Genomic DNA, 25,620 nt, shown 5'->3' with positions numbered 1-25,620 from the left:
CTTACCCGGAAAAGCGCCGGAGAAGTGGACAGAAACAGGTCAATTGCGGACGGCGTCACGGAAATTGTCGATAGTGCACGTATTTTTCCTGCACGGTCCGTTACGAGGGTCAGTCGAGAGGGCTCATGAGTTCATCCGTCGGGTACTACCTCTCGCCCGCAGACATCGAGGCACAACGCCGGCGGGCATTGCGTGCCGACATCGCGGGCGCGCTCGCGCGACTGGCGGAAATGCGTGCGCACGCCCGCTCGGTCGGGGTGAGGGTGCCCGCCGTCGCCGGTGAGCACCGGGCTGACCAGGTCACGGACATCGGCGAGCTGGAGGAGCTGCGGGCCCGGGTGTCCTCCGCGGTGGCCGACGCCGCCGAGGCGATCGACGCGGGGTGGTCGCGGCGGTGGCGCGCGACGATCGGCAAGGCCACCAGGGGAACGGCTGCCACCGGCAGCTCCGCCGGTGAGGAGCTGACCGCCAGGCGGGTACCGGCGGACCGTGAGACGGGGTCGTTGCACGAGGCGGTGAACGACGTCGAAACGCTGCTCGCCGGCAACGGCCACCGGTGCGACGAGGAAGGCCTCAAGGCGGCGCAGGCGGTGTACGAGGAGATGAAGACGGTCGAGTCGCTGCAACGGGCGAGGACGTACTCGCTGGAGGTCGCCGTGATCGTCCGCGAGTCGATCGAGCGGCGCAGACGTGTGGTGGCACAGGAGGAACAACGGGCCCGGTTGCGTGAGCTGCTCGCCGACGCGCTGGAGGAGGAGCAGCCGGGACTGCGCGACCTCGTGAACGCGGCGGCCGACCCGGACAGCGTCGAGGACACCGTCCACCGGGCGGTCGAACGCGCTGACCTCGCCCGGCACCGCGAGCGGGTCGCGGCCGCGGCGGCGGAGGCGCTGAGCGAGCTCGACTGCGTGGTGGGGGAGGAGTTCGAGTCGCTGCTCGTGGACCAGGCCGAGGCGGTGATCGCGTTCACCGGCGAGCAGCGGGGCTACGGCCTGCTGGTGCGCCTGCCGGCCGACGGAACCAGGTTGCTCACCGCCGTGGTCCGCGCCGAGGACCAGGCCGCGGTGGGCGAGCACGCCACCGCGGTGCAGTCGCGGTACTGCGACGAGACGTTGCCCCAGCTCGACTCGGCGCTGCGCGAGCGCGGGGTCGAGCTCGACGCCGCGCCGTTCCTGCGGCTCGAGCCGGGCAGGGCGGTACCGCCAGCGCCGGTTCCGTTGCCGCAGCGCAAGCGCAGTGCCAGGCACAGCAAGCGTCCCGGGGTGAACCGGGTGACGGAGGTGCGCCACCGTGAGCGCTGAGGAGCCGGACTGGGTCCGCGAACTGGACCTCTCCCTCGTCACCCACCCGCAGCTGCTGCTCGTGGGCAACGTCCGCGACCGCTACTTCCTCCCGGCGGGCAACGGGAGCGACGAGCCGGTGCCGTTCGACCTGCCAAAGGTGGTCGAACGTGCGTGCCGGGCCCGCGGGTTCGGGGCGCTGGCGGTGCTGGACATCGCCCGCGACCGCCTCGACGTGTGGCGGCTGAGCGAGGACGGCGTGGCGATACCCGAGGCGCTGCGGGAGTTCGTCGCCGACGACGCGTTGTCCAGGCCGGAGCGGGACGACAGCAGCGCACCCGACGATCTGATGCTGCGCAGGGCCCGCCGGGTGCTGCGGGAGATCGTCATGTCCCGCGGCGCCCCCATCGGTCTGCTGGTCCCGTTCGCGGCGCGGCTGGGCTCCCCGCGGGCGGAGGTCACCGGTGAGGGCAAGCTGCTGATGGCGACGGCGGAGGTGCTCGGCCACGAGGCCCGCCCGATGTCGGGTGCGGCGCCGGTGATGCCGTACAACACGGTGTTCTGGGTGGTGGAGAAGCAGGAGCAGCTGCCGGTCGAGTTCGCGACGTCGCCGCGCACGGTCAAGGTGATCACCGTGCCGCCCGCGTCCGCCGACCAGCGGCTGGCAGCGGCCCGGCACGCCGTACGGGTGGTCATGAGCAAACGCCCTGACGCCAGCGTCGACGCCGAGGCCTGCAAGGCTGCGGCGGCGAACCTCGCTTCCGTGACGCACGGGATGAGCAACGGCGAAGTGCTCGCGGTCGGCACCGTGGCGGTTGACCGGGCCATCCCGGTCAACCGGCTCGACGAGGCCGCCCGGCTGTACCGCGTCGGTGTGCGCGACAACCCGTGGGCGGTCGCGTCGTTGCGGAGCACGATCACGTCCGCCGGTCCCGCCTCGATCGGGGTGCTCGGGCAGGACCACGCGGTGCGCAAGGCCGTCGAGATCTTCATGCGCTCCGCCGCCGGGCTGACCGGCGCCCAGTCGTCCAGCTCGCCCAACCGCCCGCGCGGCGTGCTCTTCCTGGCCGGGCCCACGGGCGTCGGCAAGACCGAGCTGGCCAAGGGCATCGCCCGGATGATCTTCGGGCGGGACGCGGAGCCGATCCGGTTCGACATGAGCGAGTTCGCCCAGGAACACGCGCGGGAACGGCTCATCGGGGCACCGCCGGGGTACGTCGGCTACGACGCGGGCGGCGAGCTGACCAACCAGGTCAGGGCCAACCCGATGAGCGTGCTGCTGTTCGACGAGATCGACAAGGCGCACCCGCTGGTGTTCGACTTCTTCCTGCAGGTGCTGGAGGACGGCAGGCTCACCGACGGCCGCGGCTCGACCGTGTACTTCACCGAGTGCGTGCTGATCTTCACCTCGAACCTCGGCGTCGTCGACCCGGACGCTCCCGCCGGCACCGCGCCGCGACTGAGCTACCGCAGCGACGTGGCCGAGGTGCGCAAGGTGCTGCAGCAGTCGTTCGAGCACTTCTTCGACCACCGGATCGGCCGGCCGGAGCTGCGCAACCGGCTCGGAGACGCCTTCATCGCGATGGACTTCATCCAGCCCGAGGTCGTGCCCGCCCTGCTGGACAAGGCGCTGCGGTCGGTGGCGCGACGGATGGAGCTGGTGCACCAGGTCCGGCTGGAGGTCGCGCAGGCGGCGAGGAGGACGTTGTACGACCGCGCGATCGAGAACCTCGACCACGGCGGCCGTGGCGTGAACAACGCGGTGGAGTCGGCGCTGATCAACCCGCTGTCGCAGATGCTGCTGGTCGATCCGCCACGGCAGGGCGAGACGTGGCGGGTCGACCAGGTCGTGCCCGACCCGCAGGGCTGGCGGGCGGAGGTGACCCGGTGCTGAGCGGCCGTGCGCTGAGGACGAGCCGGGTGCTCTACCCGATCACCGCGCTGGGACCCGGACGGCGGCTCGGCATCTGGCTGCAGGGGTGCACGCTGGCGTGCAAGGGGTGCATGTCGCGGGACACCTGGAACCCCGGTGGCGGAACCGAGGTCGCCGTGGACGACCTGCTGCGGATGTGGCACGACGCGGTGCGTGCGGGTGCGGACGGGCTGACGATCAGCGGCGGGGAGCCGTTGCAGCAGGCGGCGGTGCTGGCCGAGTTCCTCGCCGCCGCCACCGTCGCGGACCGCGATGTCCTGCTCTACACGGGATACGAGCTGGACGAGCTCGGCGAACAGCAGTCCGGCGTGCTGGAGCGGGTCGACGCGGTGATCACCGGGCGGTACTCGGCGGGAGAGCCGACCAGGCTGATCTGGCGGGGGTCGGCCAACCAGCGGCTGATCCCGCTCACCCCGCTCGGTGAGCAGCGCTACCGGCCGTTCGTCGACGTGTCACCGCCGCGGGCACCGGTGCAGGTGCGGGTGGACGACGGCTTGCTGTGGCTGGTCGGGGTACCGCCGGCCGGCGCGCTGCCCAAGGTCGAGCGCAGCCTGCGGGAGCAGGGAATCGTCTTCGAGGAGGCCGCATGGCGACCGTGACCTACGAGTGTCCCGACGACCCGGACGGCTGTCTCCGTGCCACGTCACCGGGCTTCTGCACCAGGCATCCCGCCGCGGAGCTCGAGGCCGTGCGCGTGACGGCGTTCGCGGACGCTCCGGCCGCGGAGCCGGCGTCCGTGCCGATTGAGGCATCGGTGGCCACGGCGCAGCTGAACCTGCGCTTCCGCGACCGGGTGCTGCCGATTCCCCCGTCCGGAATGGACATCGGGCGGGAGTGCGGCCCGCTGGCCGACCTCCCGGGGATGGCGGAGCTCACGCAGGTGTCCCGGCAGCACGCCAAGGTGTACCCGTTGAACGGGCACCTCTACGTCAAGGACGCCGACTCGCTCAACCACACCTATGTGGACGGCCGGTTGGTGGAGACGCCGCGGCGGCTGCGGGCCGGGCAGGTGCTGCGGCTCGGCCTGGACGTCGAGCTGCACGTCGAGGCCGCGGAGTTCGACGAGTTCGGGTTGCCGTTGTGACGCGCGTCCACGTCGCGGCGATCACGTGCCGGGGGTTGGTCAGGGAGCACAACGAGGACAGCGTCGGCGTCTTCGGCTGGCTGGCGCCGCAGGAGATGAGCGCACCGGTCGTGCTGGCGTGCAAGAGCCCGGACTCGGCGCTGGTCGTGGTCGCCGACGGGCTCGGCGGGCACCGGGCGGGCGAGGTCGCGAGCCGGTTCGTCGTCACCCGGTTGATCGAGGCGTTGCCCGAGCTGGTCGACGGCGAGTCGATCGCCCGCGTGTTCGAGCGCGCGCACGAGGACCTGCTGAAGTCCGGGCGGGACAACGCGGACCTGACGGGGACGGCGACGACCGCGACCGCCCTGCTGGTTCGCCGCGAACGGGTCTTCCTGTGCCACGTGGGTGACAGCCGTGCCTACTACGCGGAACCCGGCCTCATCGTGCCGCTCACCGAGGACGACGTCGCCGAGGACGCGTCCGGAGCGCTGACGCAGGTGCTGGGCGGCCTGCCGGGGCACGGAGTGCGGCCCCACCTGAGGGTGGTCGAACCGGCTGAGCGGCAACGGTTCCTGCTGTGCACCGACGGCCTGCACTCCTTTGTGGACGCCGATGTGCTGAGGGAAGCCGCGGTGCTGGACACGGTGCACGAGGCCGCAGAGGGCCTGCACGCCGCGGCGATGGCCGCCGGCGCGCCCGACAACGTGTCGTTGTGCGTCGTGGACGTGTGGCGCGAGGGAGAAGACCATGACTGACCCGGTTCGGCGTCCGAGCAACCCCACCGTGCAGCAGGGCACCACCCGCAGGCCGGCACCGACCGTGCAGCAGGGTGCCGCACGGGAGTCCACGCCGACCAGGCAGCAGGGGTCGACCCCCACGGTCCAGCAGGGCACCGTTGCACCGGAGGTGGCGGACGGCGGCGGACCGGTGTTCCCCGACCAGCTGCGTGACCGGTTCGAGCCGGTGCGGGTGCTGGGCACGGGCACCGAGGGCGTCGTGTGGTGTTGCCGCAGGACGGCGGGCGGCGACGAGGTCGCCGTCAAGGTGCACTGGGCCGGGCATCCGATCGACGACGAGCTGTTGCGGCACCTGGACACCGAGAGGTTCCGCAGACACGTCCCGCGGCTGTTCGGCCACGGGACGTTCTTCGGGCCCCACGGACAGATTGGCTGGGTGGCCATGGAGCTGCTCGAGGCGACGCTCGACCAGGTGGCCGCCGGGCGTCCGATGTCCGGGCGGAGGGCCGGGGAGGTGCTGCGGGAACTGGCCACCGGGCTGCACTTCTGGCAGCAGGTGGTCGGCCGCAACCCCATCGACTTCAAGCCGGACAACCTGATGTGCCGGGTGAACGGCGAGTTCGTCGTCGCGGACTTCGGCGGTGTCACCGGGCTCACCGCGAGCAAGCAGATCGGCGGCACGATCATGGCCGCCGTCGCGTACACGCCGCCCGAGCAGCACTGGGAGGAGAAGGGCTGGCCGTGGCCGTGGTGGAGCCTCGGTGAGATCGCCTACCTGCTCCTCACCGGGCACGGCCGGTTCCAGCGGCGCACCGGCGAGATGCTGTCCGACCAGGCGATCAAACGGATGCGCACCCTGGGCGAGCTCGACCTCTCCGAGATCACCGACGAGCGCTGGCGGTTGCTGATCAGCGGCCTGCTCACGAAGGACCCGCAGAGCCGGTGGGGCTGGCCCCAGGTGGAGAGCTGGCTCGGTGGCGGCAGCCCGCCGGTGGCGATGACCGCACCCGCGGCGACCGGGGAGCCGGCGCATTCTCCGATCACGTTCGTCAACGGCAGGTCGTTCACCGATCCCGCCGAGCTGGCGGTGGCGATGCTCGACGACCCGCACGCCGCTGAACGCTGGCTGACCGGCGGTGGTGCGCAGCGGCTCATCGACTGGATCGCCGCGGAGGAGCTGCGGAAGCGGTTCGACACGATGCGGCTGACCGGTCTGCACGGAAACCCGGCACGGCTGCACAGCGCCGTGCTCGCGTTCGGGCAGGCGTTCGCTCCGGAGGTGACACCCCGGTACCGGGGACGTCCGGTCGACGCCGACGGGCTCGTCGCCGCACTCGCGCAGCCGGACGGCTTCGAGTTCGCGGGCGAGGTGGTGCTCGGCGACCTGCTCGGCATCGCGGGCGGATACCGGTGCCGGCACGCCGGCTGCGGGTCGCGGTGCGCGGTGCTCGACCAGGCGGCGAGTGAGCTGCCGGTCCTGGTCGAGAGCTCCGAACGACTCGTCAACGAGACCGGGTCGGGCGGGTTGAGCACGGGTGAGCGGCAACGCCTGCACGGCATGGCGTTGTTGTTGGTGCTGAACCGGCGGCAGGCGGCGCGTGCGCTGCAGCCGTCGGTCCGGTTGCGCCTCGCGAACGTGCCGTGGTGGCGCCCGCTGGCCAAGCGGTTCGCGGACGTGGACACGCGCGAGGGCCGGGTTCTCCTGCTGGCACAGGGAGTGCTCCAGGAGCGGGTGGTCCGGCACCGCCCTCCGATGCGCACACCGGTGTCGCTGCGGACCGTGGGCCGGAAAGCCGGCGCGGTGGTGCTGCTGACGTTCGCCATGACCGCCATCGCCTGGGCCGTGGTGGTGCTGCAGAACGGTGAGGCGGCTTTCGGGGGCGGACCGGACGGTGCGCGTGCGGCGGCCACCCTGGCGGCTGCCGCGCAGCTCGGCCTGATGCCCCAGTTCGCGGTGCTCGCGATCGAGCTGGTGCTCCTGGTGCGGACGAAGGGCGCTGTGGTCGGGGGCATGGTGCTCGCTGTCGGACTGGCGTTCTTCGCATCCCACCTGCCGCTCTTCACCGCCGCGTCACCGCCGGACCTCGTCGCCGAGCAGGTGCGTTCGCTGGCGGACAAGTGGGCTGACGGCCTGGTCGTCGGGCTGGTCGTCACGGTTCTGGGGAGCTTCGGCCTGTGCCTGTGGGCACGGTCCTGGTTGCCCGGGTCGGCGCCGGACAACCGGAGGTCGCTGCCGCTCACCCCGCTGCGCCGCGTCGCCGTGTTCGGCCTCGCCTGGGCCGCGCTCGGGCTCGTGTACTGGTCGGCGACGGTGCTGCGGCTGACGATCCACTCCGAGGACCTGGCCGTCCCGGCACCGGAGTTCGGCCTGCGGGCTGCCGCGCTGCTGAGCGGGTACCTGCTGCTGCTCGGCGTCGTCGCGGCTGTGGCGACGTCGTGGCGGGCGAACACCTCCGGTGTCGTGACGATCGGGATGCTCGCCGTGCTCGTGGCCGCCGCCTTCGCGCAGGTGGTGCCGCAGACGAAGGCCTTCTGGCTCCCGGTGCTGGAGGACCCGTTGACCTGGTCAGCCGGCCTGTGGGGTGCGGGTGCCTTCTGGGCCGCCCTGCTCGTGCACCTGCCGCTCGCCGTGGTGTGCCTGCGCACGATGCGCCGCCTGACCGATGCCTGATGGAGAGTGAGTTCCGCGCCCGCCTGGAGGCGGCCGAAGCCCTGCTGACCGAGTTCGAGTCCAGCCTGGACGACTCCGCTCCGGTCGACCTCGGCGTGGTCGAGGACATCCGCTACTACCTGGACTGGGTGCTCGCGGTCGCGGAGCGGTCGTCGTTCGACTGGGTGTGGGCCCAGTACCTGAGCGCCGGGTGGTTCCGCTGCCAGGGCAGGGCGCTGGCCGACCCGTCCCGGTTGGACGAGGCGATCACGGCGATGCGGATCGTCGTCGACCGGCTCGACGACGTGCCCGGTTTCCGCATCGACCTCGTCGACATGCTCCAGCTGCGGTACAGCACGACTGACGTCGGTGACCGCGAGCTGCTCGCGGACTCCGTGCACGAGCTCCGCCGGCTGGTCGAGATGGAGCTCGACGAGGAGGACCGCGCCCTGGCGGAGGCCGTCATGGGCATGACGCTGCGGGAGCAGTTCCGCAGGGCCCGCGCCGACGACGAGGACCCGCCGCCGGAACTGCTCGACGAGGCACAGCGCTACCTCGACAACAGTCTCGACCTCCCCGGCATGGACGACGGGCTGCGCGTCGAGACCATGCTGGAACTGGCCCGCCTGCGGTCGTTCCGCTCGGTCATGGACGGCACGCCGTACGTGCTGGACGCCGCGGTGGAGGAGGCGGAGGCCATCCCGCTCTACGAGCAGGTGGCGCCCAACGACCCGAACGCCGCGTTCGAGCTCGCCGAGATGATGGCCTCCCGATTCCTGACCTCCGGTGACCTCAGGGAACGCAACGGCGCCCTGCGCTGGCTGACCAGGATCGAAGGCGATCCGCGGCTGGACAGGGACCCGGCCGAGGTCGCGACGCTGCGCGGTGAGCTGCTGCTCGACCGCGCCAAGCGGGCGCGGGACGAGCTGCCGGAGCTGATCACCTACCTGTCCGCGGCGGTCGAGGCAGCGCCGGGGCACGGCCGGCTCGGCATCGCTCTGCTGGAAGCCCACTACCTGGACAGCGACGTCGACGGCATGCTCCGGTCGCTCGAACGCCTCGCGGCGGCAGGCGAGGACGGGCCCGAACCTGAGGTCCTGCTGCCGCTGCGTGCGCTGGCGCTCGCCACCAAGGCACTGCGCGGGGAGGGTGACCTGGCGGAGGCCGGGCGCGTGGTCTGGGCGGCCTCCCGCGAACCGACCAGCTCCGGCTGGACGAAGAACCTGGTCATCGTGCTCGCCGGGGTGGTCGAGGTCGTCCAGGAGCGACCCGGTGTGGAGCTGGGGGACGTCGCCGGGATCGGCATGTCCGAGGGCTTCAGCCCGGAGCAGGCGAAGCCGCTGCTGGCATGGCTGCTGGCGCACGAGACGGGTGGTGTCGGCCGGCGATGCGCCGTGGCGTTGCTGAGGAAGCTCGTCGCCGAGGGGCAGGACGAGCAGCTGGCGGCGATGCGCGCGCTGGACGAGGTGCGCCGGGAGCTGGACGAGTCGGACGACGTGGCGTTGGTGCTGCTGTTCCAGCAGGCGCTGGTGTCGTTCGACGTGGCATACCAGACCAGCGACGGCGAGCGGGTGGCCGCCACGGTCAGGTTGCTGGACGAGTTCTTCGCGGTCGCGGGTGAAGGGCATCCGTTGCGGTCGGTGGCGTTCGGCGTGTACGGCTCGACGCTGTCGCTGGCCCACCTGGTGGGTGGTGTCGCGCCGCCGAGCAGCCATGCCGTCGCCGCGTTGACGGCCGCTGTGGCCGACGAGGACGACGAACCGGAGATCAGGGCCAGGTTCCTCACGGTCCTGGCTCAGGCCGAGCTCCTGCAGAGCGTTCAGGAACGAGGGGACCTGTACGAGTCCGCTGCGGGACACTGCAGGCAGGCGATGAGCTTGGTGCGGCCGGGAACCGAGGAGCACGACGCCGCCTGGCAGGCGTTCGCCACCGTGCTGCTGAACCGGTTCCAGGAGACCGGTGACCTGCGTGACCAGCAGGCCGGGATCAGCCACCTGCAGGCCCTGCGGGCCTCACTGCTCGCCAGGGGAGCCGACGTCACCGAGATCGACGACATCCTCCACCGGTGGCGCGTCGTGAGGGGCGAGACCGGCGAGGACGACGACATGGCGGCCCTTCGGGCGATCGCGGAACGGCTCGCGCGAGTGGGACCGCAGATGGACGCCGTCACGCTGGCCGGGGAGCGGGCGCTGCTGGCGCAACGGCTGCTCAACCTCGGAGCCGAGCGGGCCGACAAGGCAGCGCTGGACGAGGCACTGGGGCAGCTCTCGAAGACCTTGGACGGCATCGACCGCAGTTCGGCGATGTTCGCTCCACTGGCCCTGTCCGCCGTGCAGGGCAAGATGGGGGTCGCGGTGCTCCGGCGCGACTGGGTGTTGTTCGACGAGGGTGTCGCCCAGCTCGAGGAGATCAGGGACGACCCGGAGGTTCGCGCCGTCTACCGCTCCGGCGCCGTGCTCGGCATGGCGGTGATGTGGCACGGCCGCCACCTGATCACCAGGACCAGCGCGGATCTCGACGAGGCGCTGCGCCGCTACGAGCAGGTGGAGTTGTTCTCGCTCGGGAGCAGGGACGTCACCGGGCTGCTGGACTCGTTCGCGGACAGCTGCTGGAAGCTCGCCTCCCTGGGCTACGGGGACAACGCGATCTCCATCGGGTTCGACTCGTTGCAGCGGCGGGCTGGCGACGTGCTGCTGCAGAGCGACAGCGAGCACGCCGTGGAACGGGCGGCGGACGCGGCAGCGCGAGGTCAGCGGGTGGCGCTGCGCTGTGCCGTCTCGGGTGAGCTGGAGCGTGCCGTCGAGGTGGTCGAATGGGGCCGCGGCCTGGTGCTGCACAGCACGACCACGTTCTCCGGCATCGGGGCCCGGTTGCGCGCACTCGGCCACGACGATCTCGCGGAGGAGCTGCGCCGGCCACAGCCGCGGCCGGTGGTGGCCTCGCCGGTCGAGTTCGAGCCGAGCGACCTGCGCAGACGGGTGCTGTCCGCCCTCGGCGGTGAGTTCGACCTGCTCAGGCCGCCGCCGGTGGCGGACATCGCGAAGGCGTTGCGCGCATTGGACGCCGACGCGCTCGTGCACCTCGTTCCGGGACAGGAGAAACACGACGGCCGTGCGTTCGTGACGACGTCGGAAGGCGTCGTGCGGGAGGTGCTGCTGCCCCTTCTCGTCGTGGACGGGGAAAGCGAGGTGGGGCGCTACTCCGCAATGGACGACCAGGAACGCCGGCGAGCGCTGCCCTCGTTGTGCGCGTGGGCGTGGCGAGCGGTCGTCGAACCGTTGCTGCGGGCGATCGGGCGTGCGCAGCCGTGGCTCGTCCTGGTGCCGACGGGTGTGCTCGGCGTCGTCCCGTGGCACGCGGCCGCGGGAACCGACCGGGTCGCGATACAGGAGGCGGGTTTCACCTATGCCACCTCGGCGAAGCAGTTGTGCGACCTGGCCCAGCGACGCCACCTGCCGGTCGACTCGGCACCCGTGGTCGTGAGCAACCCGGACGGCACGCTGGTGGCGGGCCAGTACGAGGCCCAGTTCCTCCACCGCCTGCATCCCGCCGGCCGCTACTACGGCCAGCCGGGGCCGGGCGTTCCGGTGAGCGGCACGGGCACCCCGGACGAGGTGCTGGCGGCCTGGGACAGCGGTGTCTCGCTGTTGCACCTGGGCTGTCACGCCCGCGCCGGCGCCACGCCCGCCCAGTCCGCACTGGTGCTGGCACGCGCGGAGCTGTCGGTCGACCGCATGCTGCGGCACGCCGCCGGCCGCGCCGCCGACACGGCCGGTGGGCTGGTGGTGCTGGCGGCCTGCGAGAGCGACCTGACCGCGGGACTGCACGACGAGGCGCTCACCCTGGCCGCCGCCTACGTGGCGATCGGCGCGGCCGGAGTCGTCGGCACGAAGTGGAGGGTGGACGACATCGAGTCCGCGCTGCTGATGTGCGTCTTCTACGACTTCCTCCACCGGCGGGGCATGCGACCGCGCGACGCGCTCAGGGCGGCTCAGCTCTGGGCTCTCGACCACGACCGGAAGGCGCCGGAGGGCGTCGACACCCTGCTGCGCGGACGTGCCGGCGACCGGTCGCTGACCGACCCGGTGAAGTGGGCCGCCTTCGCCCATCACGGCTGGTGATGCTGTGACGTGGCTCACTTTGTCTCCCTCTTTCTGTGACCTGAGGTGAGATGCGCCGGTCTCCGTTTGCGAACGGGAGACGTCGGCGAAGTGAGGGTGTTGGTCGTGACGGTGCGGGAGTGGCTGGGGCAGGTGTCCCCGGAGCTGGTGGCGGCTGCGCGGGAGGGGGACCGGGCGGCGCTGGACGCGGTGGTCGAGGCCTACCTGCCGCTGGTCTACAACATCGCTGGTCGCGCGCTGTCGTCGGACGCCGACGTCGACGACGTGGTGCAGGAGACGATGGTGCGGGTCATCCGCGGCATCGGCGGGTTGCGGGAGCCGGAGCGGCTGCGGTCGTGGCTGGTGGCGGTGACGGTCAACCAGGTGCGGGAGCACCACCGGCGGCGGGAGCTGGCGCCGGCGTCGTTGGAGGAGTACGACCGGGCGGATCCGGACGCGGAGTTCGTCGAGGTCGCGTTGTCGCGGTTGCACCTGCTGGAGCAGCGGCGGGAGGTCGACGAGGCCGCGCGGTGGCTGGACCCGGCCGATCGTGAGCTGCTCGCGGTGTGGACGCTGGAGCGGGCCGGGCAGTTGAGTCGTGCGGAGGTCGTGGACGCGCTCGACCTCAACGCGCACGCGGTGACGGTGCGGGTCGGCAGGTTGAAGGGGCGGCTGGAGACGATTCGGCTGCTGGTGCGGGCGTTGCAGGACGAGCCGCGGTGCGCCGGGCTCGTGCGGGTGGCGCAGGAGTGGAACGGGCAGCCGAACCCGTTGTGGCGCAAGCGGTTGTTGCGGCACGTGGACGAGTGCGGGCGGTGCCGCCGCGGGGTCGCGGACGCCATGCCGGTCGAACGGATCCTCACCGGTGCGGCGTTGCTGACGGTCCCTGCGGGTTATCTGCCGCTGCTGCTGGAAAACCTCAGCCGACCGGCGGTCGCGCCGGTGGCGCACCTGGTGGAGATGACCGTGCTGCAACGGATCGGTGGGTTCCTCGCGGCGAAACCCGCGCTCACGGTCGCGGCCGCCGTGGTGGTCTGCGCGGCGGCCGGTGTCACGGGTGCCTGGGTCTTCACGCCCGGCGACCCTCCCGCACCACCCGCGGCACAGGCACCGCCCGCCGCACAGGCACCGGTCACGCCGACCTCTGTGGTGACCACGTCGGCGGCAGCCCTCACCAGCTCGGTGGCTCCCAGCAGCTCCGCCGCCGCGTCGCCCAGTTCCGCGGCCCCGGCGCCACCGCCACCGCCGCCTCCCGCGACGCCCGCCGAACGGGTGCTCGCGCACCTCAACGCCGCCAGGGCGGAGGAGGGGCTGCCGCCGTTGACGATGGACCCGGCGCTGGTCGCGGCGGGGGAGCGGCACAACCAGGCGATGACCGCGGGCTGCGGGCTGTCGCACCGCTGCTCCGGCGAGGCCGACCTGGGCGACCGGATCACGGCGGCGGGCGCGAGGTGGAGCTCGGTCGGCGAGAACGTCGGGATGGGCGGGCCGGTCGCGAACGCCGCCGACCCGATCTCGGCCATGGCGATCAAGCTGAACCAGGGCATGATCGACGAGAAGCCGCCGAACGATGGCCACCGCAGGAACATCCTGAGCAGGTCGTTCACCCGCGTGGGCATCGTCGTCACCCGCGACGCCAAGGGAACGGTCTGGATGACCCAGGACTTCGCCGGCTGAGCAGCCGGGCCGCCGGGCCGCCGCCGGAGATCACCGGGTTCCCGCGGGTGGACCTGGCCTGAGGCGGTCGAGCACGAGCGCGGTCTCCGCGGCGTGGTCGAGCTCGGCGATCACGAGCGCGGCGTGGCGCAGGTCGATGGCGCGCACGTCGTCCTGGAGACCGGGCGGGAGGTCGAGCTCGGGTTCGGGCAGCGCGGCCACGCAGTCGGCCGGGGTCAGCCTGCGGGACGTCATCGGGGGTTCCTCCCGTTCTCGTGGAGCAACGACCTGCCGAGCAGGGCCAGCAGTTCGGCCTCACGGCGCTGGACCGACCGCGCGGAGTCCACGAGTGCCGCCGTGTCGCGTTCGAGGTCGTCGGCGAGGTGGCGGGCCGCGTCCAGGCCGGGGGTGCCGGCGGCGAGCAGCTGGGTGACGCGTTCGCGGAGAACGGCGCTGCGGTGACCGAGGTCGGTGATGGTCGGCGCGGTGTGCGTGGTGGCGAGGTCGGGCCTGCCGTCGCGGTCGCGGGGTTTGCGGAAGCGCGGCATCCGTTCGGTGAGGGCGGCGCGCACCTCGGCGAGCACGGCGTCGTCGCCGCCGAACGTGTCGAGCACGTCGAGGTACTCGGCCACGGCGGGGCGGCCGCGGTACGCGGCGATGATCCGGCGCATCTCGGGCTCGCGCGCACCGAGCTTCTGGGCGTGGCGCAACAGGGCCACGCCCTCCTCGGTGTCGCCCAGGCCGTACCGCAGCAGACCGGCCACCAGGTACACGTCGCTGAACTCCGGGTCGTGCGCGCGGGCACGGGCGAGCCGCCTGATCGCGGCGGTCAGGTCGCCGTCGCGCACCGCCGCCATGCCGCGCAGGAAGTGGATGTTGCGCAGCACCACGTCGCGTTCCCCGGACGCCGTCGCCAGGTTCTCGGCCGCGGTGCCCTCGGGCAACGGTGGCCAGTCGGCCTCCAGCGCGCCGCCGGGGTCGAGCAGCCGGGCGCTCTCGGCCAGGAGCTGCTCGACGCGCTGGGCGGAGCCGGAGGACGGGTCGAGCCACTCCGCGAGCGCGAGTCCGAGGTGGACGGAGGCGAGCCGGGCGGGTTCGAGCGCGGCGGTGCGCAGGTTCTCGAAGTGGTCGCGTGCGACGGGGACGTCCTTGTCGAACAACGCCTGCGTGCCCAGCGCGAGGTGCCGGTCGCGCAGGTCGGCGGGGATGTGCTCGGTGAGCTCGCCGAGCCGTTCGACCTTCGCGAACAACTCGGCGGCGGCGTCGAGGCGACCGTCGGACACGGCCTCGGCGGCACGCTGGAACTTCACGACGGCGTAGAGCTTGCGGATGCGCCGCCCGGTCAGCAGGCCCTCGGCCATCGCCGCGTCCAGAACGGCCTCGGCGCCCTCGTGGTCGCGGCGGGTGACCCGCAGGTGGGCCAGGAGGTACAGCACCGACGGGTCCGCCGGGTTCTCGCGGTGCAACGCGGCGAGCCGGTGCTCGGCCTCGTCGAGCGAGTCGATCTGGAACAACGCGAACGCGATGTGGAACCTGGCCTCCGCGCGCAGCCGGGCCGGCAGCTGCCCCTCGAGCCGGGTCAGCGCGGGGAGCGCCCTGCGGAACTCACCGGCGTCGACCTGCGCGAGCGCCCGCTCGTAGGCCTGCCTGCGCCGCCTCGGCAGCAGAATCCGGAAGTACGCCAGTGCGGCCACACCGAGCAGCAAGGCGCAGGCCAGCACGACGGTGAGCGCGGAACCCGACTCGGCGGGAGCGACGACCAGCGTGGTCCGGACCTGACCGCCCGGACCGGACACCACCGCCTCGTAGCTGCCCTCCGGCAACGACGTCTCCGCCGGCAGCGTGATCTGCGGGCCGGACCCGCACGCCACGAGCGTCGCGGCCGTGCCGGCGATCAGTGCTGCCGTTCGGCGAACCGCGAACGCCACAGCTGCGCCTCCTTCGTGGTGAGCATCTGGCTGTCCTCCATGCGGCCGATCCGCCGCAACGCCTCGGTGAGCGTCTGGTCGGCCTCCGCGGTCCGGTCGAGCTCCAGCCAGCACCGCCGGTACGACAGCAGGACGTCGAGGTCGCCGGGCGCCAGCTGGTTCGCGGCGTACAGCGCCTTGGCCGCGTCGGCCGGGTTCCCGCGCAACAGGTGCACCTGGGCCGTGCGCTTCAACGCCGTCAGCCGTTGGGCCCGGTCACCGAGCCGGGCGAGCCTGGCCAGGTCGTCGAGCAGCTCGTCGGTGAACCTGCCGAGCTGCCAGCGCATCGAGGCCCGTGTCCGGCGCAGGTCGAGGTCGTCCGGCGCGATCGGGACGGCGAGGTCGAGGTACCGCAGTGCCAGGGCCGGGTCCGCCGTCGCGCTCAGGTGCTCGGCGATGGGCACGATCCGCGGGTCGTCGCCCATGGCCCGCAACACCTCGATCACCCGGTCGGGCAGCAGCGCCCCGGCCAGGCCGTGCAGGTCGACCATCGCCTCCAGCGCGACCAGCAGGTCGTCGGCCCCCTCCGGCCGGGCCTGCGGGTGCGGGTGCCGGTACCGCTCCACCGTCCGCAGCACGGCCTGGAACTGCGGTGTGGTGTGCAGGAACGACGGCACGCGGGTGCCCGTCGACGACAGCAGGACCCCGCGTGCCTGCGCCTCGACCCGGCCCTCGTCGTCGTGGCTGCCGGTCACCGGCCCGAGCACCTGCGCCACCAGGGTGCCGAGCGCGTAGCTGTCCGGCGCGGCCGTGGTGGTGCCCCTGATCAGCTCAGGTGCCAGCGGGGCCAAGGCGGTGGCGTCGAGGCCGAACAGGTCGCGCGGCGTCGGCCGGGTGACCGGCGGGCACGGCACCAGCCACGGCAGCCACCGCCCGGCGTGCCGCATCAGCACGACGTTGCGCAGGTTCAGCCCGAGCGGGCGCAGCGGGCTCGACCGCCACAGCTCCACCGCCCGGCACACGTCGGCGGCCAGCGCGACCCGTTCCGGCCACTCCAGCGGACCCGCCAGCCGTTCCTCCAGCGTCTGCCACGGCGGTGCGACGGCGTAGGAGACGTAGAAGTGGCCGCCGGTCCAGCCCTCGCCGGTGATCTCCAGCATCCGCTGGTACCGCCGCTGCCGCAGCCGTACCAGCGCCTCCCGGAACGCCTCGTCGCACAGCCGCGGTTCCACGACCCGCAGCACCGTGTCGTGGGCGCGCCACAGCGAGCCGCGGTCGGTCACCCCGACCATGTCCTGCAACCGGACGCCGTGCGGTCCCTGCACGGCCTACTCCGGCGGCTTGGGCAGGCCGGCCATGACCGCGCCGATGTGCGCGGCACCGCGTTCGATCGCCTGCCGGCTCGCCCGCACGGTGCACTGCAGCTCGGTCTGCCAGACCTGGTCGTCGTTGAGGCACTTGACCGCCGCGCCGAGCAGCCCGTTCCGGTCGATCGTGAACGTCACCTCGAAGCGGTAGAAGCCGCGTTCGCGCGCTTCCGGCAGGTGGATCGGGAGCTTGCCGATGAGGTCGTTCTCGAACGCCACGGGGTGCTCGCCCTGGAAGATCAGCACGTCGACGCTCGTGTACGGGCCGCCGTTGATGAAGTTGCCCCTGGTCATGGTGCTGGGGATGCCGCTGTCCCTGGGCAGGATCGGGATGAAGTCGGTGCTGTTGGCGAGGATCCCGAGGGTGTGGCTGGTGACGTCGAACAGTTCCAGCCGGTCGTCCGCGGTGTCGTGGCCCGGCTCCTGCGGCGTCATGGGGATGACCGCGCCCTCGTAGCCGTCGGACTCCGGGAACTCGCGGGCGACCATGCCGGCGCCCCTGGCCACCACCTCGTCCGGGCTGATGTCGGCACGGATGTCCCTGAGCTCCAGGCCGAGGTGCTCGGCCAGCAACGGGCGCACGCACGCGATCCGGGTCGACCCGCCGACCAGCAGCACCTGCTCGACGTCGTCGGGTTCGACGCCGTTGCTCTCCTGCGCCGAGGCCAGCGCCTGGTCGAGGCAGTCGAGCGAGCGCCGCAGCAGGTCCGCGATGAGAGCCTCGAACGTGTTGCGCGACAACGGGACGTTCACGCTCAGCGTCGGCGTCAGGTACGGCAGGTTGAGCGTGGTGGCCTTGGCGACCGACAGGTCCCGCTTGCGCATCTCGGCCTCGCGCTTCACCCGCTGCCGCACGAGCGGGTCGTCGCGCAGGTCGACGCCGTGCTGCTCGTGGATGTGCGCGAGCACGTGGTCGGTGATGCGGTCGTCGAAGTCGCCGCCGCCCAGCCGCGGGTCGCCGCCGGTGCCGACCACGCTGACGTTGCCGGCCCTGACCTGCACGATCGACACGTCGAACGTGCCGCCGCCGAGGTCGTAGACGGCGTAGGTGTGCGTGCGCCGGTCCTCGACCTTGTCCGCGCCGAAGCAGACCGCGGCGGCGGTCGGCTCGTTGAGCAGGCGGTGCACGTTCAGGCGGGCCATCCTGGCGGCGTCCTCGGTCGCCCCGCGCTGCGGTTCCTTGAAGTAGGCGGGCACGGTGATCACCGCGTCGTGGATCGGTTCGCCGACGAACTCCTCCGCCTGCCGCTTGAGCTCGGCCAGGATGAACGCGGAGATCTCCTGCGGCAGGTAGTCCTGGTCGCGGAACCGGATCCGCCGCGGCACCCCGGGGTCGTCCGGCCCGGACGGCGGGCGTTCGTACACGCCCATCTCGCGCTTGACCTCGATGACCGTGTTGGCCGGGTCGCCCGCGAGGTTGTTCTGGGCGGGGGTGCCGACCACGACCTGGCGCTCGTGGTCGAGGCCGACGACCGAGGGCACCGTCCGGGTGCCGAAAGCGCTCTCGATGATGCGGACCTCCCTGCCGTCCCAGATGGACACGGCGGAGTAGGTGGTGCCGAGGTCGATGCCGATCACCTTGTGGAAGGGCACTATTCGTCTCCTTGGGCCAGCAGCGCGTCGAGCAGGAGGTTGGGGGAGTGGTCGGCGGTGAAGTCCGTCCGGTCCACATCGGACAGCGGCGGGAGCTCGACGCCCTGCGCGGCCAGGTGTTCGCGGAGCACCCGGTGCAGCACGGCGACGCGGTCGGCCGGCTCGGTGAACATCGGTGCGGCGGCCCGGCGCACGGTGAAGAACCGCAGGTGCGCGTTGTCCCGGTCGTACTCGGCCCTCCTGGCGGGACGGGCGAGGACCTCGCTCGTGGAGTTGACCACCTTCTGCTGCTCCTCCAGCTCACCGCGCCGGGTGGGCTCGCGGCGCTGGCGGGCGCGCAGCTCGTGGATCAGCCGGAACCGCGCCTGCCTGATCTCCGCCGCCGTCGCGTCCGGCGCGACGCCCAGCAGCGAGTAGTAGGACCGCGCACCGGGGTCGATCATGAACATGGCCGGTCACACCTCTCTGGTCTGCAGTTCGCCCTCGATCTCGCCCAGCAGGTCCAGATACCGCTCCAACCGTGCCGCCTCGCGCTCCAGACCGGCGCGTTCGGCGGTGGTGAGCGCCTGCGCGACGTCGTCCTGGGCCTGCCGGACCTTGCGCAGCGACTCGCGGGCCATACCGGAGTGCCGGGCCTGGTTGTACTCGTCGACGGCGGCAGCGGCCTGGTCCCGTGCGGCGGTGAACAGGGCGATCACCTCCCGGCGGGCCGTGTCCACCTCGGCGGCCTCGCCGGTCCGGGCCAGGCCCCGCTCGAACGCCTGGCGCTGCTCGTCGGTCACCGCGGTGGCCACCCCCTCGGCCAGCAACCGCTCGGCCTCCGCGATCCGGTCCGCGCCACCGAGGACGGTGAGCCACCTGGCGAGGCGGCCGCGCAACGGGTCGCACCGCGGGAACCGCGCGAGCGCCGACCGTGCCGCCTCGACGAGTGCTTCGCGGCCCGTCCGGTCGCGGGGGTCCCGCAAAGGCTCGGGAATCGCGTCCATGCCGATGTCGTCGAGCACGGCGACGAGGTTGGCCCGCAGTCGCACGTCCGGTTCCGCAACGGGCAGTCGCAGCGCCGCCAGCGTGGCCGCGTAGGCCTGGTCGAGCCGGCCTTCGCGGTGCAGCACCCGGCAGCGGAACACCTGAGGCGCCAGCCGGTGGGGAAGGAGCTCGGCGAGCCTGTCGAGAGCGGCGAGCCGGGTCTCGGTGGCGGCGAGGTGGACGAGATCGTCCTCGAAGAGCCGGACCAGGTCGAGGCCGGGCTCGACGAGGCCGCGTTCGGCGCAGAGCGGCCCGAACTCCCGCCACGGCAGCGCGAACAGGTGCCGTGCGATGAGCAGACCCAGGTCGAGCGGACGGCCGTCCTCGGTGAGCAGCTGCAACATGCGGCGCAGGAGCATCGCGCGGCGGAACAGCTCGTCGGTGAGCGCGTCCGCGCGGGCCTTCTCCAGTTCGAGGTACTCGTCGGGGTGCCCGTGCGCCTCGGCGAAGCTCGCCGCGGCCAGGTCGCAGAACGTGCCCATGCCGGCCCAGTTGCGGGGGCGCAGCTCGGAGTCGAGGTGCCGGATGAGCGCGTCCCGCGCGGCCGTCGTGCAGACACCGAGGCGGTAGGTGGGCGAGCGGAAGCCGAGGCGGGCGTTGAGGTAGTAGCAGTCCCACTCGCGCAGCCACACCTCCAGCGCCTCGGTGTCCTGGAGCCGGGCGCGCAGCTGTGCGTCGTCGGGTCGTTCGCGGCCGAGGACGTGCTGCCCGCTGCTGTTCTGGCTGACGGCGCGGTGCAGCGTGGTGCGTTCCTCCAGCGCGACCTGCACGTCACCGGCCGCGGCGGCGTGCAGGTAGAGCAGCTCGGCGAGCCGCGCCCACGCCGGGCCGTACTCCTCGGCGGACCTGGTGTGCGCGGCCAGCAGGGCGAGGTTGACCGCCACCGGGACGCGGTGCGGGTCGAGCGGGATCGTCTCGCGCCACAGGAGCTTCGCCTCGTCCAGGCGCTGCTCGGTCCACGCCTTGCGCGCCCCCGCGTCCAGGACGGCGATCTCCAGCTCCGTGAAGCACTCCAGGGCCTTCACGTCGTCGGGGTAGCGGTCGAGCAGCTGGAGCGCGTCGAGGGCGGGGAGGTCCTGGTACCGCGTGAAGTGCAGGCAGCAGACGAGCTCGATCGGGAGCGTCCGCGTCCTCAGGTGGCCCGTCGCGGTGGAGACGAACGCCTCGGGGTCGTCGGCCGCGAGGAGCTCGCGGACCGCGTCGAGCACCGGATGAGCCGGTCCGCACGGCTCCACGTCGTGGTCGGTGGTGGCCAGCACGAGGACGGCGGCCACGGCGTACTCGGCACCGGTCGCGTGCTCGGCCGCCACGCGCAGGCAGGCGGCGACGCGGTCGTGCTTCCGCGTCTTCCCGGCCAGCTGGTCCAGCAACGTGAGCAGCCAGGTGTCCGGGGTCGGCGCCGTCCACCTCCTGGTCTGGCCCAGCTCCTGCTCGGCCACCGCGACGAGCCGGTTGACGCGGCGGCTGTCCGGCACCAGCTCCGCCGCCCGCCGGTACTCGCGCAGGGCCGCGAAGTACCGGCCCTGGCGGTGGAGCAGCCGGCCCAGGTGCAGGAACACCTTGGGCTGGAACGGATCGGCAGCGGCTGCGGCGCGGAGCAGGTCGACCGCCTCGTCCGGGCCGGTCCGCAGCGCGAGCCGGAACCGCGCCTCGGCGAGCGCGACGCGCACCTCCGCGTCGTCGGGACGGGCGCTGAGCTCGGCGATGGCCGCCCGCAACGCGTTCACCCGGCCACCTCGTACAGCTCCACGGCACCGGTGCGGGTGACCACGAGCTGCCGGCCGTCCGCCGAGAGCACCGCCGACAGGGCGTCCGGCCACAGGTGGCGTTGCGCCCCGCCGTGCCAGTACGCGCATCCCTCCGATGTGGACACCGTGAGGCCGCCGGGTGCCGCGGAGATCACCGTGTGGCCGACCGGCAGCTCGGCGTGCAGCAGGTGCCGGTTGGCGTCGTCGACCAGCCACGCCTGCTCGTCGGTCACCAGCAGGCAGGTGCCCCGCACGTGCGAGGGCAGCAGCTTCCGCGCGCCCGGTTTCCGCTCGCGCGCCGTGAACGTGCCGTCGAGCCGCATGCTGGTCAGCTCGCCGTCCTGGGTCAGCACGACGAGCCGACTGCCGGCGAAGGCGATGTCGCCGACGAAGTCCAGCTCCGGGTGGTCGGCGGTCCGGCGGATGTCCGAGTACAGCGCGAGACCGCCGGACAGCCCCGACACCGCGAACCGGTCGCCGTTGGCCGTGATCCGGTGCACGCCCCGGTCCACGGCCAGCAGCTCGGTCCGCTGGTCGGAGCTGCTCAACCGGACGAGTTCGCGTTTCCACGACCCCGCGACGAGGTCCGCGCCGACGAACGTCAGGTCGCCCACCGTGCCGTCGAGCCGGTGGGTGGCCGGTGTGTCGCCGCCGAAGTACCGCACCGCGCCGTCCCACCCGCCGATGCCCACCCGGCCGTCCCCGCCGACGACCCACCTGCGCACCGGCACCGCGTGGACGTCGCGCCAGAGCAGCTCCTCGCCGTCGAGCACCGCCAGCGTGTCGGACCCCATCTCCCAGATCAGCACCCGGCCGTGCGACAGCGGCCACGCGGTGCGCGCCTGGACCTCCACGGCGTGCACCAGGATGAGCCCGTTCGTCGCGGTTTCCGTGCGCTGCGCGGGAATCCGCGCGTGGCGGTTCACCGCGTTCAACCGGGTGGTCGCGGGCAGGCCGTTGGCCTTGCGCTCCAGCACCGCGCAGGCCTCCTCGGCGGTCGCGCAGTGCCTGAGCGGGGAGGCCCGCACGTCCTGCGCGGTCGGGTACGTGCCGGTGAGCAGGAAGTGCAGGACGCCCCGCAGCGCGAACAGGTCGGTCCGTGGGGTGAGTGGCGCGCCGGTGCGTTGCTCGGGGCCGGCGAACAGGAACGAGTCCATCCGGCTCGCCGCGGTGCCGTCCACGTCGTCCACGGGCACGTCCGCCATCTCCCGCGCGACGCACAGCACCCGCACCGTGCCCAGGCGGCTGACGATCACGTTCGCGGGGGTGATGTCGCCGTGCACGACCGGCGGCCGCGCCTCGTGGAACGCGGTGAGCGCACGCGCGATGCCCAGGCACACCTCGTAGGCGGCCCGTGCGGGCAGGGGGCCGTTGCGGCGCACGAGGTCCTGCGCGCTCTCACCGTCGATCGACGGCATGATCACGTAGAGGCAGCGCCGCTTCCCGTCGACCGAGACCGGCCCGGCCGCCACCGGTGACACCACCGCGGGGTCCGTGAACCGGGTGAACCGGGCGATCTCCGCGAAGAACGCCTCGTCGCGGTCCTCCGGGAGGCCGACCAGGTGCACCGAGACCGGCTCGTCGCGCAGCAGGTCGTGCCCGGCGTAGCGCGGCCCGAGGCTGGTCCGGCCCCGCTGCGGGGCGCGCACCGTGAACGTCGTGCCGGGCACCAGCTTCGCCCCGCCGACGTGGTCCGGCAGCCCCTCCCACACCTCGTCCCACGGGTCCGGCGCCTGTCCGGGGAACGCCCACTGCGCCAGCACCTTCAACGCCGACAGCGCCGGTGCGACCGACCGGCTCGTGATCACGACGTCGTCCTCGTGGCTGCGCGCGTAGGCCTGGACGGTCGCGAGCGGCGCGTGCAGGTGCGGGGGCACCTCGCCGGAGTCCGCCAGCTGGTCGAGCGTCGGCCCGCCCACGGTGCCCTGGTGCCGCCGCAGCGCCGAGACGGCCTGGTAGGTCTTGAACAGCGCCACGCCCGGCTCGTCGAGGTGCTGGAACGGCGCGACGCAGGCGTCCTGGAGGCTCTCGCCGCCCGTGGCGGGCACCTGCCGGCGGAGGGCTTCGGCGATCTTGCGGTACTCCGCGTCGTAGGTCGCGACGGCCGTGAGGTCGCAGGTCGCCAGGAAGCGGATCTCCGCGGGCAACGGGACGGTGAGCCGGTCGAACAGCACCGGGATCGTGCGCCCCAGCCGCCCCGACGGGTCCAGGTAGCGGCTCACCTGCAGCTCGAAGTCCGTCCACGGCCGTTGCAGGTAGGCGTCGGTGAGGCACGCGACGAGGTGCGCCGAGTTCTCGATCCCCTCGGCGAGCTGCTGCATCGCCGGCCGCCCGCCCGCCATCCGCTGCTCGTCGAACCAGATCCGGAACCCGTCGGCGCGCAGCCGTTCGACGAACGGCCTGACCAGGGCGCGGTCCACCGTGGCGTAGCTGACGAACACGTCGAACTGCTCCATCACCTCTCCGGATGCCGATTCCGATTCGGAAAGCAAACTCCGGCGAGGCGGCCCCCGTGCCGTTTGGCCAGGAACTGTCCACCTTCTGGCCACTGAACGCAGTTCCGGCAACCGTCAAGATCCTTCGACGGTACCGCCGCACGTTCCCGCGTCGGTGAGATTCCGGTGTGCCCGGTCACCCCTGCTCGGCCGGGCCGCACCGGAGGAACCATGCGAAGTCTCATCCCGGTCGTGCTGACAGCACTGCTGTCGGCCGGCCTGCCCGCAACCGTCGCCGCCGCCCCCGCCGCGGCCGCCGCGGCTGCCATCACCGAGACCGTCTACGTCGAGTCCGGTGTGGACAGCGACGGTGACGGTGTGCGCGACCGCATCGCCGCCGACGTCATGCGCCCCGACCAGGCGGCCAAGGTCCCGGTAGTCATGGAGGCCAGCCCCTACTACGGCCTCGGCACCACGTCCGCGTTGAACGTCCCGCGCGGTTTCCAGCGCTGGTACGACGAGTACTTCGTGCCACGCGGCTACGCCGTCGTCGAGGTCGAGATGCAAGGCACCTCGCGCTCCACCGGCTGCCCGACCACCGGCGGCCCGGAGGACACCGCCAGCGTCCGCGCGGTCGTCGACTGGCTCAACGGCCGCGCCACCGCCCGCTACGCCGACGGCCGCGCCGCCGTGGCGTCCTGGAGCACCGGCAACGTCGGCATGCTCGGCGTGTCCTACAACGGCACCCTGCCCAACGCCGCCGCGGCCGCGAACATCCCCGGCGTCAAGACCATCGTGCCCATCGCCGCCATCTCCAGCTGGTACGAGTACTCCCGCGACCAGGGCATCGGCTACCGCGGCCACACCAGCGACTACCCGACCACCCTCGCCAACTACGTCATCAGCGCCGCGCAGAAGACGAAGTGCCGCGCCGTGCTGGACGGCATGGCCCGCAACGACGGTGACGAGACCTACGACTACACCTCGTTCTGGCGCACCCGCGACTACCGCCCGTCGGCCGCCGCGGTGACCGCCTCCGTCTTCGTCGTGCACGGCCAAGCCGACTGGAACGTCAAACCGTCCCAGTTCGGCCGCTGGTGGGACGCGCTCGCCGCCCAGGGCGTGCCCCGCAAGCTGTGGCTGCACCGCGGCGGCCACCTCGACCCGATCTCGTTCCGCCAGGCCGAGTGGCAGCGCGTCATGGGCCTGTGGATGGACCACTGGCTCAAGGGCGCGGACAACGGCATCATGACCGAGCCGATGGCCGACATCCAGCGCCCTGACGGCTCCTGGGAACAGCATGCCTCCTGGCCCCAGCCCGGTACCGCCGCCACCACCCTGCACCTCGGCCCCGCCGCCGGCGGCTTCACCGGCTCGCTCACCACGGCACCCACCGGCACCGGCCAGACGCAGCGCCTGGCGGACAACACGAACCTCACCGAGTCGGCCATGATGGCCAACCCCGACACCACCGACACCCGCCGCCTCGCCTACGTCACCGCACCCCTGACCCGCGAGGCCAGACTGTCCGGCGAGGTCCAGGTGACCGCCCGCATCACGGCCAACCGCACCTCGACCCCGCTGACGGCCCTGCTCGTCGACTACGGCCCGGCCAGCCAGCCCGTCCTCTCCGAACGCACACCCCTGCAGCTGTCCACCGAGAAGTGCTCACGCGACGACCTCCGCAACCGCACCGGCTGCGCCCGCCCACCGGACGTCTCGGTGCAGGCGGTCACGGCGACGATGCTGACCAAGGGCACGATCGACACCAAGAACCGCGCCTCCCTGGAGTCCGCGACCCCGTTGCCCACCAACACCGCCGTCGACGTGACGTGGAAGCTCCACGCCCGTGACGCCGTCATCCCGGCCGGGCACCGCATCGGGATCGTGCTGGTGACCAACCACAGCGGGTACGTCGGCGTGGACACCGGGTCCGCCGGGATCTCGGTGAACGTCTCGCTCGGGGTCAGCAGGGTCGTGCTGCCCGTGGTGGGCGGCTCGATCGGCGTCTGACACCGTCGACCGGAACCGTTGCCCGCCCCGCTGCTTGTACAGCGGGGCGGGCAACGCGCTTCCGGTGCGCCGAACTTCCTGGCGCACCGAACGGCTCGACGTGCCGAACGGC

The 25,620-nt window shown here is 72.5% G+C and carries 16 protein-coding genes; 9 read left to right on the top strand and 7 right to left on the bottom strand.

The features are described 5' to 3' along the window. The first annotated feature begins 125 nt into the window (after nt 1-125). The 8 genes from ADL03_RS08395 to ADL03_RS08360 all read left to right on the top strand — a co-directional run bounded on the left by ADL03_RS08395 (nt 126) and on the right by ADL03_RS08360 (nt 13,440). A complete protein-coding gene (locus tag ADL03_RS08395; protein WP_157528340.1) occupies nt 126-1,301 on the top strand; it encodes a hypothetical protein in 1,176 nt (391 codons plus the stop codon). After that, nucleotides 1,291-3,174 carry an AAA family ATPase gene (locus ADL03_RS50460; protein WP_053732789.1) on the top strand — a complete coding sequence of 628 codons (1,884 nt, stop codon included), beginning with the start codon at nt 1,291-1,293 and terminating at the stop codon, nt 3,172-3,174. The genes ADL03_RS08395 and ADL03_RS50460 overlap by 11 nt, the downstream gene beginning before the upstream one ends. Further along, on the top strand, nt 3,168-3,812 hold the full coding sequence (locus ADL03_RS08385; RefSeq protein WP_053732788.1) for a 4Fe-4S single cluster domain-containing protein: 645 nt from the start codon (nt 3,168-3,170) through the stop codon (nt 3,810-3,812). Before ADL03_RS50460 ends, ADL03_RS08385 begins: the two co-directional genes overlap by 7 nt. Further along, nucleotides 3,800-4,297, top strand: coding sequence for an FHA domain-containing protein (locus ADL03_RS08380; protein ID WP_053732787.1), 498 nt, complete (start codon nt 3,800-3,802; stop codon nt 4,295-4,297). The genes ADL03_RS08385 and ADL03_RS08380 overlap by 13 nt, the downstream gene beginning before the upstream one ends. Further along, nucleotides 4,294-5,031 carry a PP2C family serine/threonine-protein phosphatase gene (locus tag ADL03_RS08375; protein WP_053732786.1) on the top strand — a complete coding sequence of 246 codons (738 nt, stop codon included), beginning with the start codon at nt 4,294-4,296 and terminating at the stop codon, nt 5,029-5,031. The genes ADL03_RS08380 and ADL03_RS08375 overlap by 4 nt, the downstream gene beginning before the upstream one ends. Next, nucleotides 5,024-7,684: a hypothetical protein gene (locus tag ADL03_RS08370; protein WP_082372983.1), complete on the top strand. Its 2,661-nt coding sequence runs from the start codon at nt 5,024-5,026 to the stop codon at nt 7,682-7,684. Before ADL03_RS08375 ends, ADL03_RS08370 begins: the two co-directional genes overlap by 8 nt. Beyond that, nucleotides 7,684-11,784 (top strand): CHAT domain-containing protein, encoded by a 4,101-nt coding sequence (locus ADL03_RS08365; RefSeq protein ID WP_053732784.1) that lies wholly within the window; start codon nt 7,684-7,686, stop codon nt 11,782-11,784. Before ADL03_RS08370 ends, ADL03_RS08365 begins: the two co-directional genes overlap by 1 nt. A 105-nt stretch (nt 11,785-11,889) precedes the next feature. Then, nucleotides 11,890-13,440: a sigma-70 family RNA polymerase sigma factor gene (locus ADL03_RS08360; protein ID WP_197288200.1), complete on the top strand. Its 1,551-nt coding sequence runs from the start codon at nt 11,890-11,892 to the stop codon at nt 13,438-13,440. Between the two features lie 30 nt (nt 13,441-13,470). Here ADL03_RS08360 and ADL03_RS08355 read toward each other — a convergent pair whose 3' ends face one another. From ADL03_RS08355 to ADL03_RS08325, 7 genes are read right to left on the bottom strand one after another with little or no spacing between them, the layout of a single operon-like run. After that, the gene (locus tag ADL03_RS08355; RefSeq protein WP_053732782.1) at nt 13,471-13,674 is read right to left on the bottom strand and encodes a hypothetical protein; all 204 of its coding nucleotides are present in this window, start codon (nt 13,672-13,674) and stop codon (nt 13,471-13,473) included. Next, nucleotides 13,671-15,347 carry a tetratricopeptide repeat protein gene (locus ADL03_RS08350; protein ID WP_053732781.1) on the bottom strand — a complete coding sequence of 559 codons (1,677 nt, stop codon included), beginning with the start codon at nt 15,345-15,347 and terminating at the stop codon, nt 13,671-13,673. Before ADL03_RS08350 ends, ADL03_RS08355 begins: the two co-directional genes overlap by 4 nt. Beyond that, a complete protein-coding gene (locus ADL03_RS08345; RefSeq protein WP_053732780.1) occupies nt 15,314-16,651 on the bottom strand; it encodes a lipopolysaccharide assembly protein LapB in 1,338 nt (445 codons plus the stop codon). Before ADL03_RS08345 ends, ADL03_RS08350 begins: the two co-directional genes overlap by 34 nt. Nucleotides 16,652-16,654: 3 nt before the next feature. Continuing rightward, nucleotides 16,655-18,286, bottom strand: a complete 1,632-nt coding sequence (locus ADL03_RS08340; protein ID WP_053732779.1) for an Hsp70 family protein — start codon at nt 18,284-18,286, stop codon at nt 16,655-16,657. Next, nucleotides 18,286-18,735 carry a DnaJ domain-containing protein gene (locus ADL03_RS46780; RefSeq protein ID WP_053732778.1) on the bottom strand — a complete coding sequence of 150 codons (450 nt, stop codon included), beginning with the start codon at nt 18,733-18,735 and terminating at the stop codon, nt 18,286-18,288. The genes ADL03_RS08340 and ADL03_RS46780 overlap by 1 nt, the downstream gene beginning before the upstream one ends. A 6-nt stretch (nt 18,736-18,741) precedes the next feature. Continuing rightward, nucleotides 18,742-21,039 (bottom strand): hypothetical protein, encoded by a 2,298-nt coding sequence (locus ADL03_RS46775; protein ID WP_053732777.1) that lies wholly within the window; start codon nt 21,037-21,039, stop codon nt 18,742-18,744. Further along, a complete protein-coding gene (locus ADL03_RS08325; RefSeq protein ID WP_053732776.1) occupies nt 21,036-23,516 on the bottom strand; it encodes a TIR domain-containing protein in 2,481 nt (826 codons plus the stop codon). The genes ADL03_RS46775 and ADL03_RS08325 overlap by 4 nt, the downstream gene beginning before the upstream one ends. Before the next feature lie 210 nt (nt 23,517-23,726). On the opposite strand from ADL03_RS08325, the gene ADL03_RS08320 reads away from it, so the two are divergent. Then, nucleotides 23,727-25,508, top strand: coding sequence for a CocE/NonD family hydrolase (locus ADL03_RS08320; protein WP_082372980.1), 1,782 nt, complete (start codon nt 23,727-23,729; stop codon nt 25,506-25,508). Nucleotides 25,509-25,620 lie beyond the last annotated feature (112 nt).

Origin of the sequence: Nocardia sp. NRRL S-836, from assembly GCF_001279525.1 — a bacterium.
Taxonomy (GTDB): domain Bacteria; phylum Actinomycetota; class Actinomycetes; order Mycobacteriales; family Pseudonocardiaceae; genus Lentzea.
Note: the sequence above shows the minus strand (reverse complement) of the source record. Positions and strands in the feature narration are given on the sequence as shown.

Coding starts and splice junctions, on each gene's coding strand:
- ADL03_RS08395 (WP_157528340.1), top strand. CDS start 126: ATGAGTTCATCCGTCGGGTACTACCTCTCGCCCGCAGACATCGAGGCA.
- ADL03_RS08380 (WP_053732787.1), top strand. CDS start 3,800: ATGGCGACCGTGACCTACGAGTGTCCCGACGACCCGGACGGCTGTCTC.
- ADL03_RS08370 (WP_082372983.1), top strand. CDS start 5,024: ATGACTGACCCGGTTCGGCGTCCGAGCAACCCCACCGTGCAGCAGGGC.
- ADL03_RS08365 (WP_053732784.1), top strand. CDS start 7,684: ATGGAGAGTGAGTTCCGCGCCCGCCTGGAGGCGGCCGAAGCCCTGCTG.
- ADL03_RS08355 (WP_053732782.1), bottom strand. CDS start 13,674: ATGACGTCCCGCAGGCTGACCCCGGCCGACTGCGTGGCCGCGCTGCCC.
- ADL03_RS46780 (WP_053732778.1), bottom strand. CDS start 18,735: ATGTTCATGATCGACCCCGGTGCGCGGTCCTACTACTCGCTGCTGGGC.
- ADL03_RS08325 (WP_053732776.1), bottom strand. CDS start 23,516: ATGGAGCAGTTCGACGTGTTCGTCAGCTACGCCACGGTGGACCGCGCC.
- ADL03_RS08320 (WP_082372980.1), top strand. CDS start 23,727: ATGCGAAGTCTCATCCCGGTCGTGCTGACAGCACTGCTGTCGGCCGGC.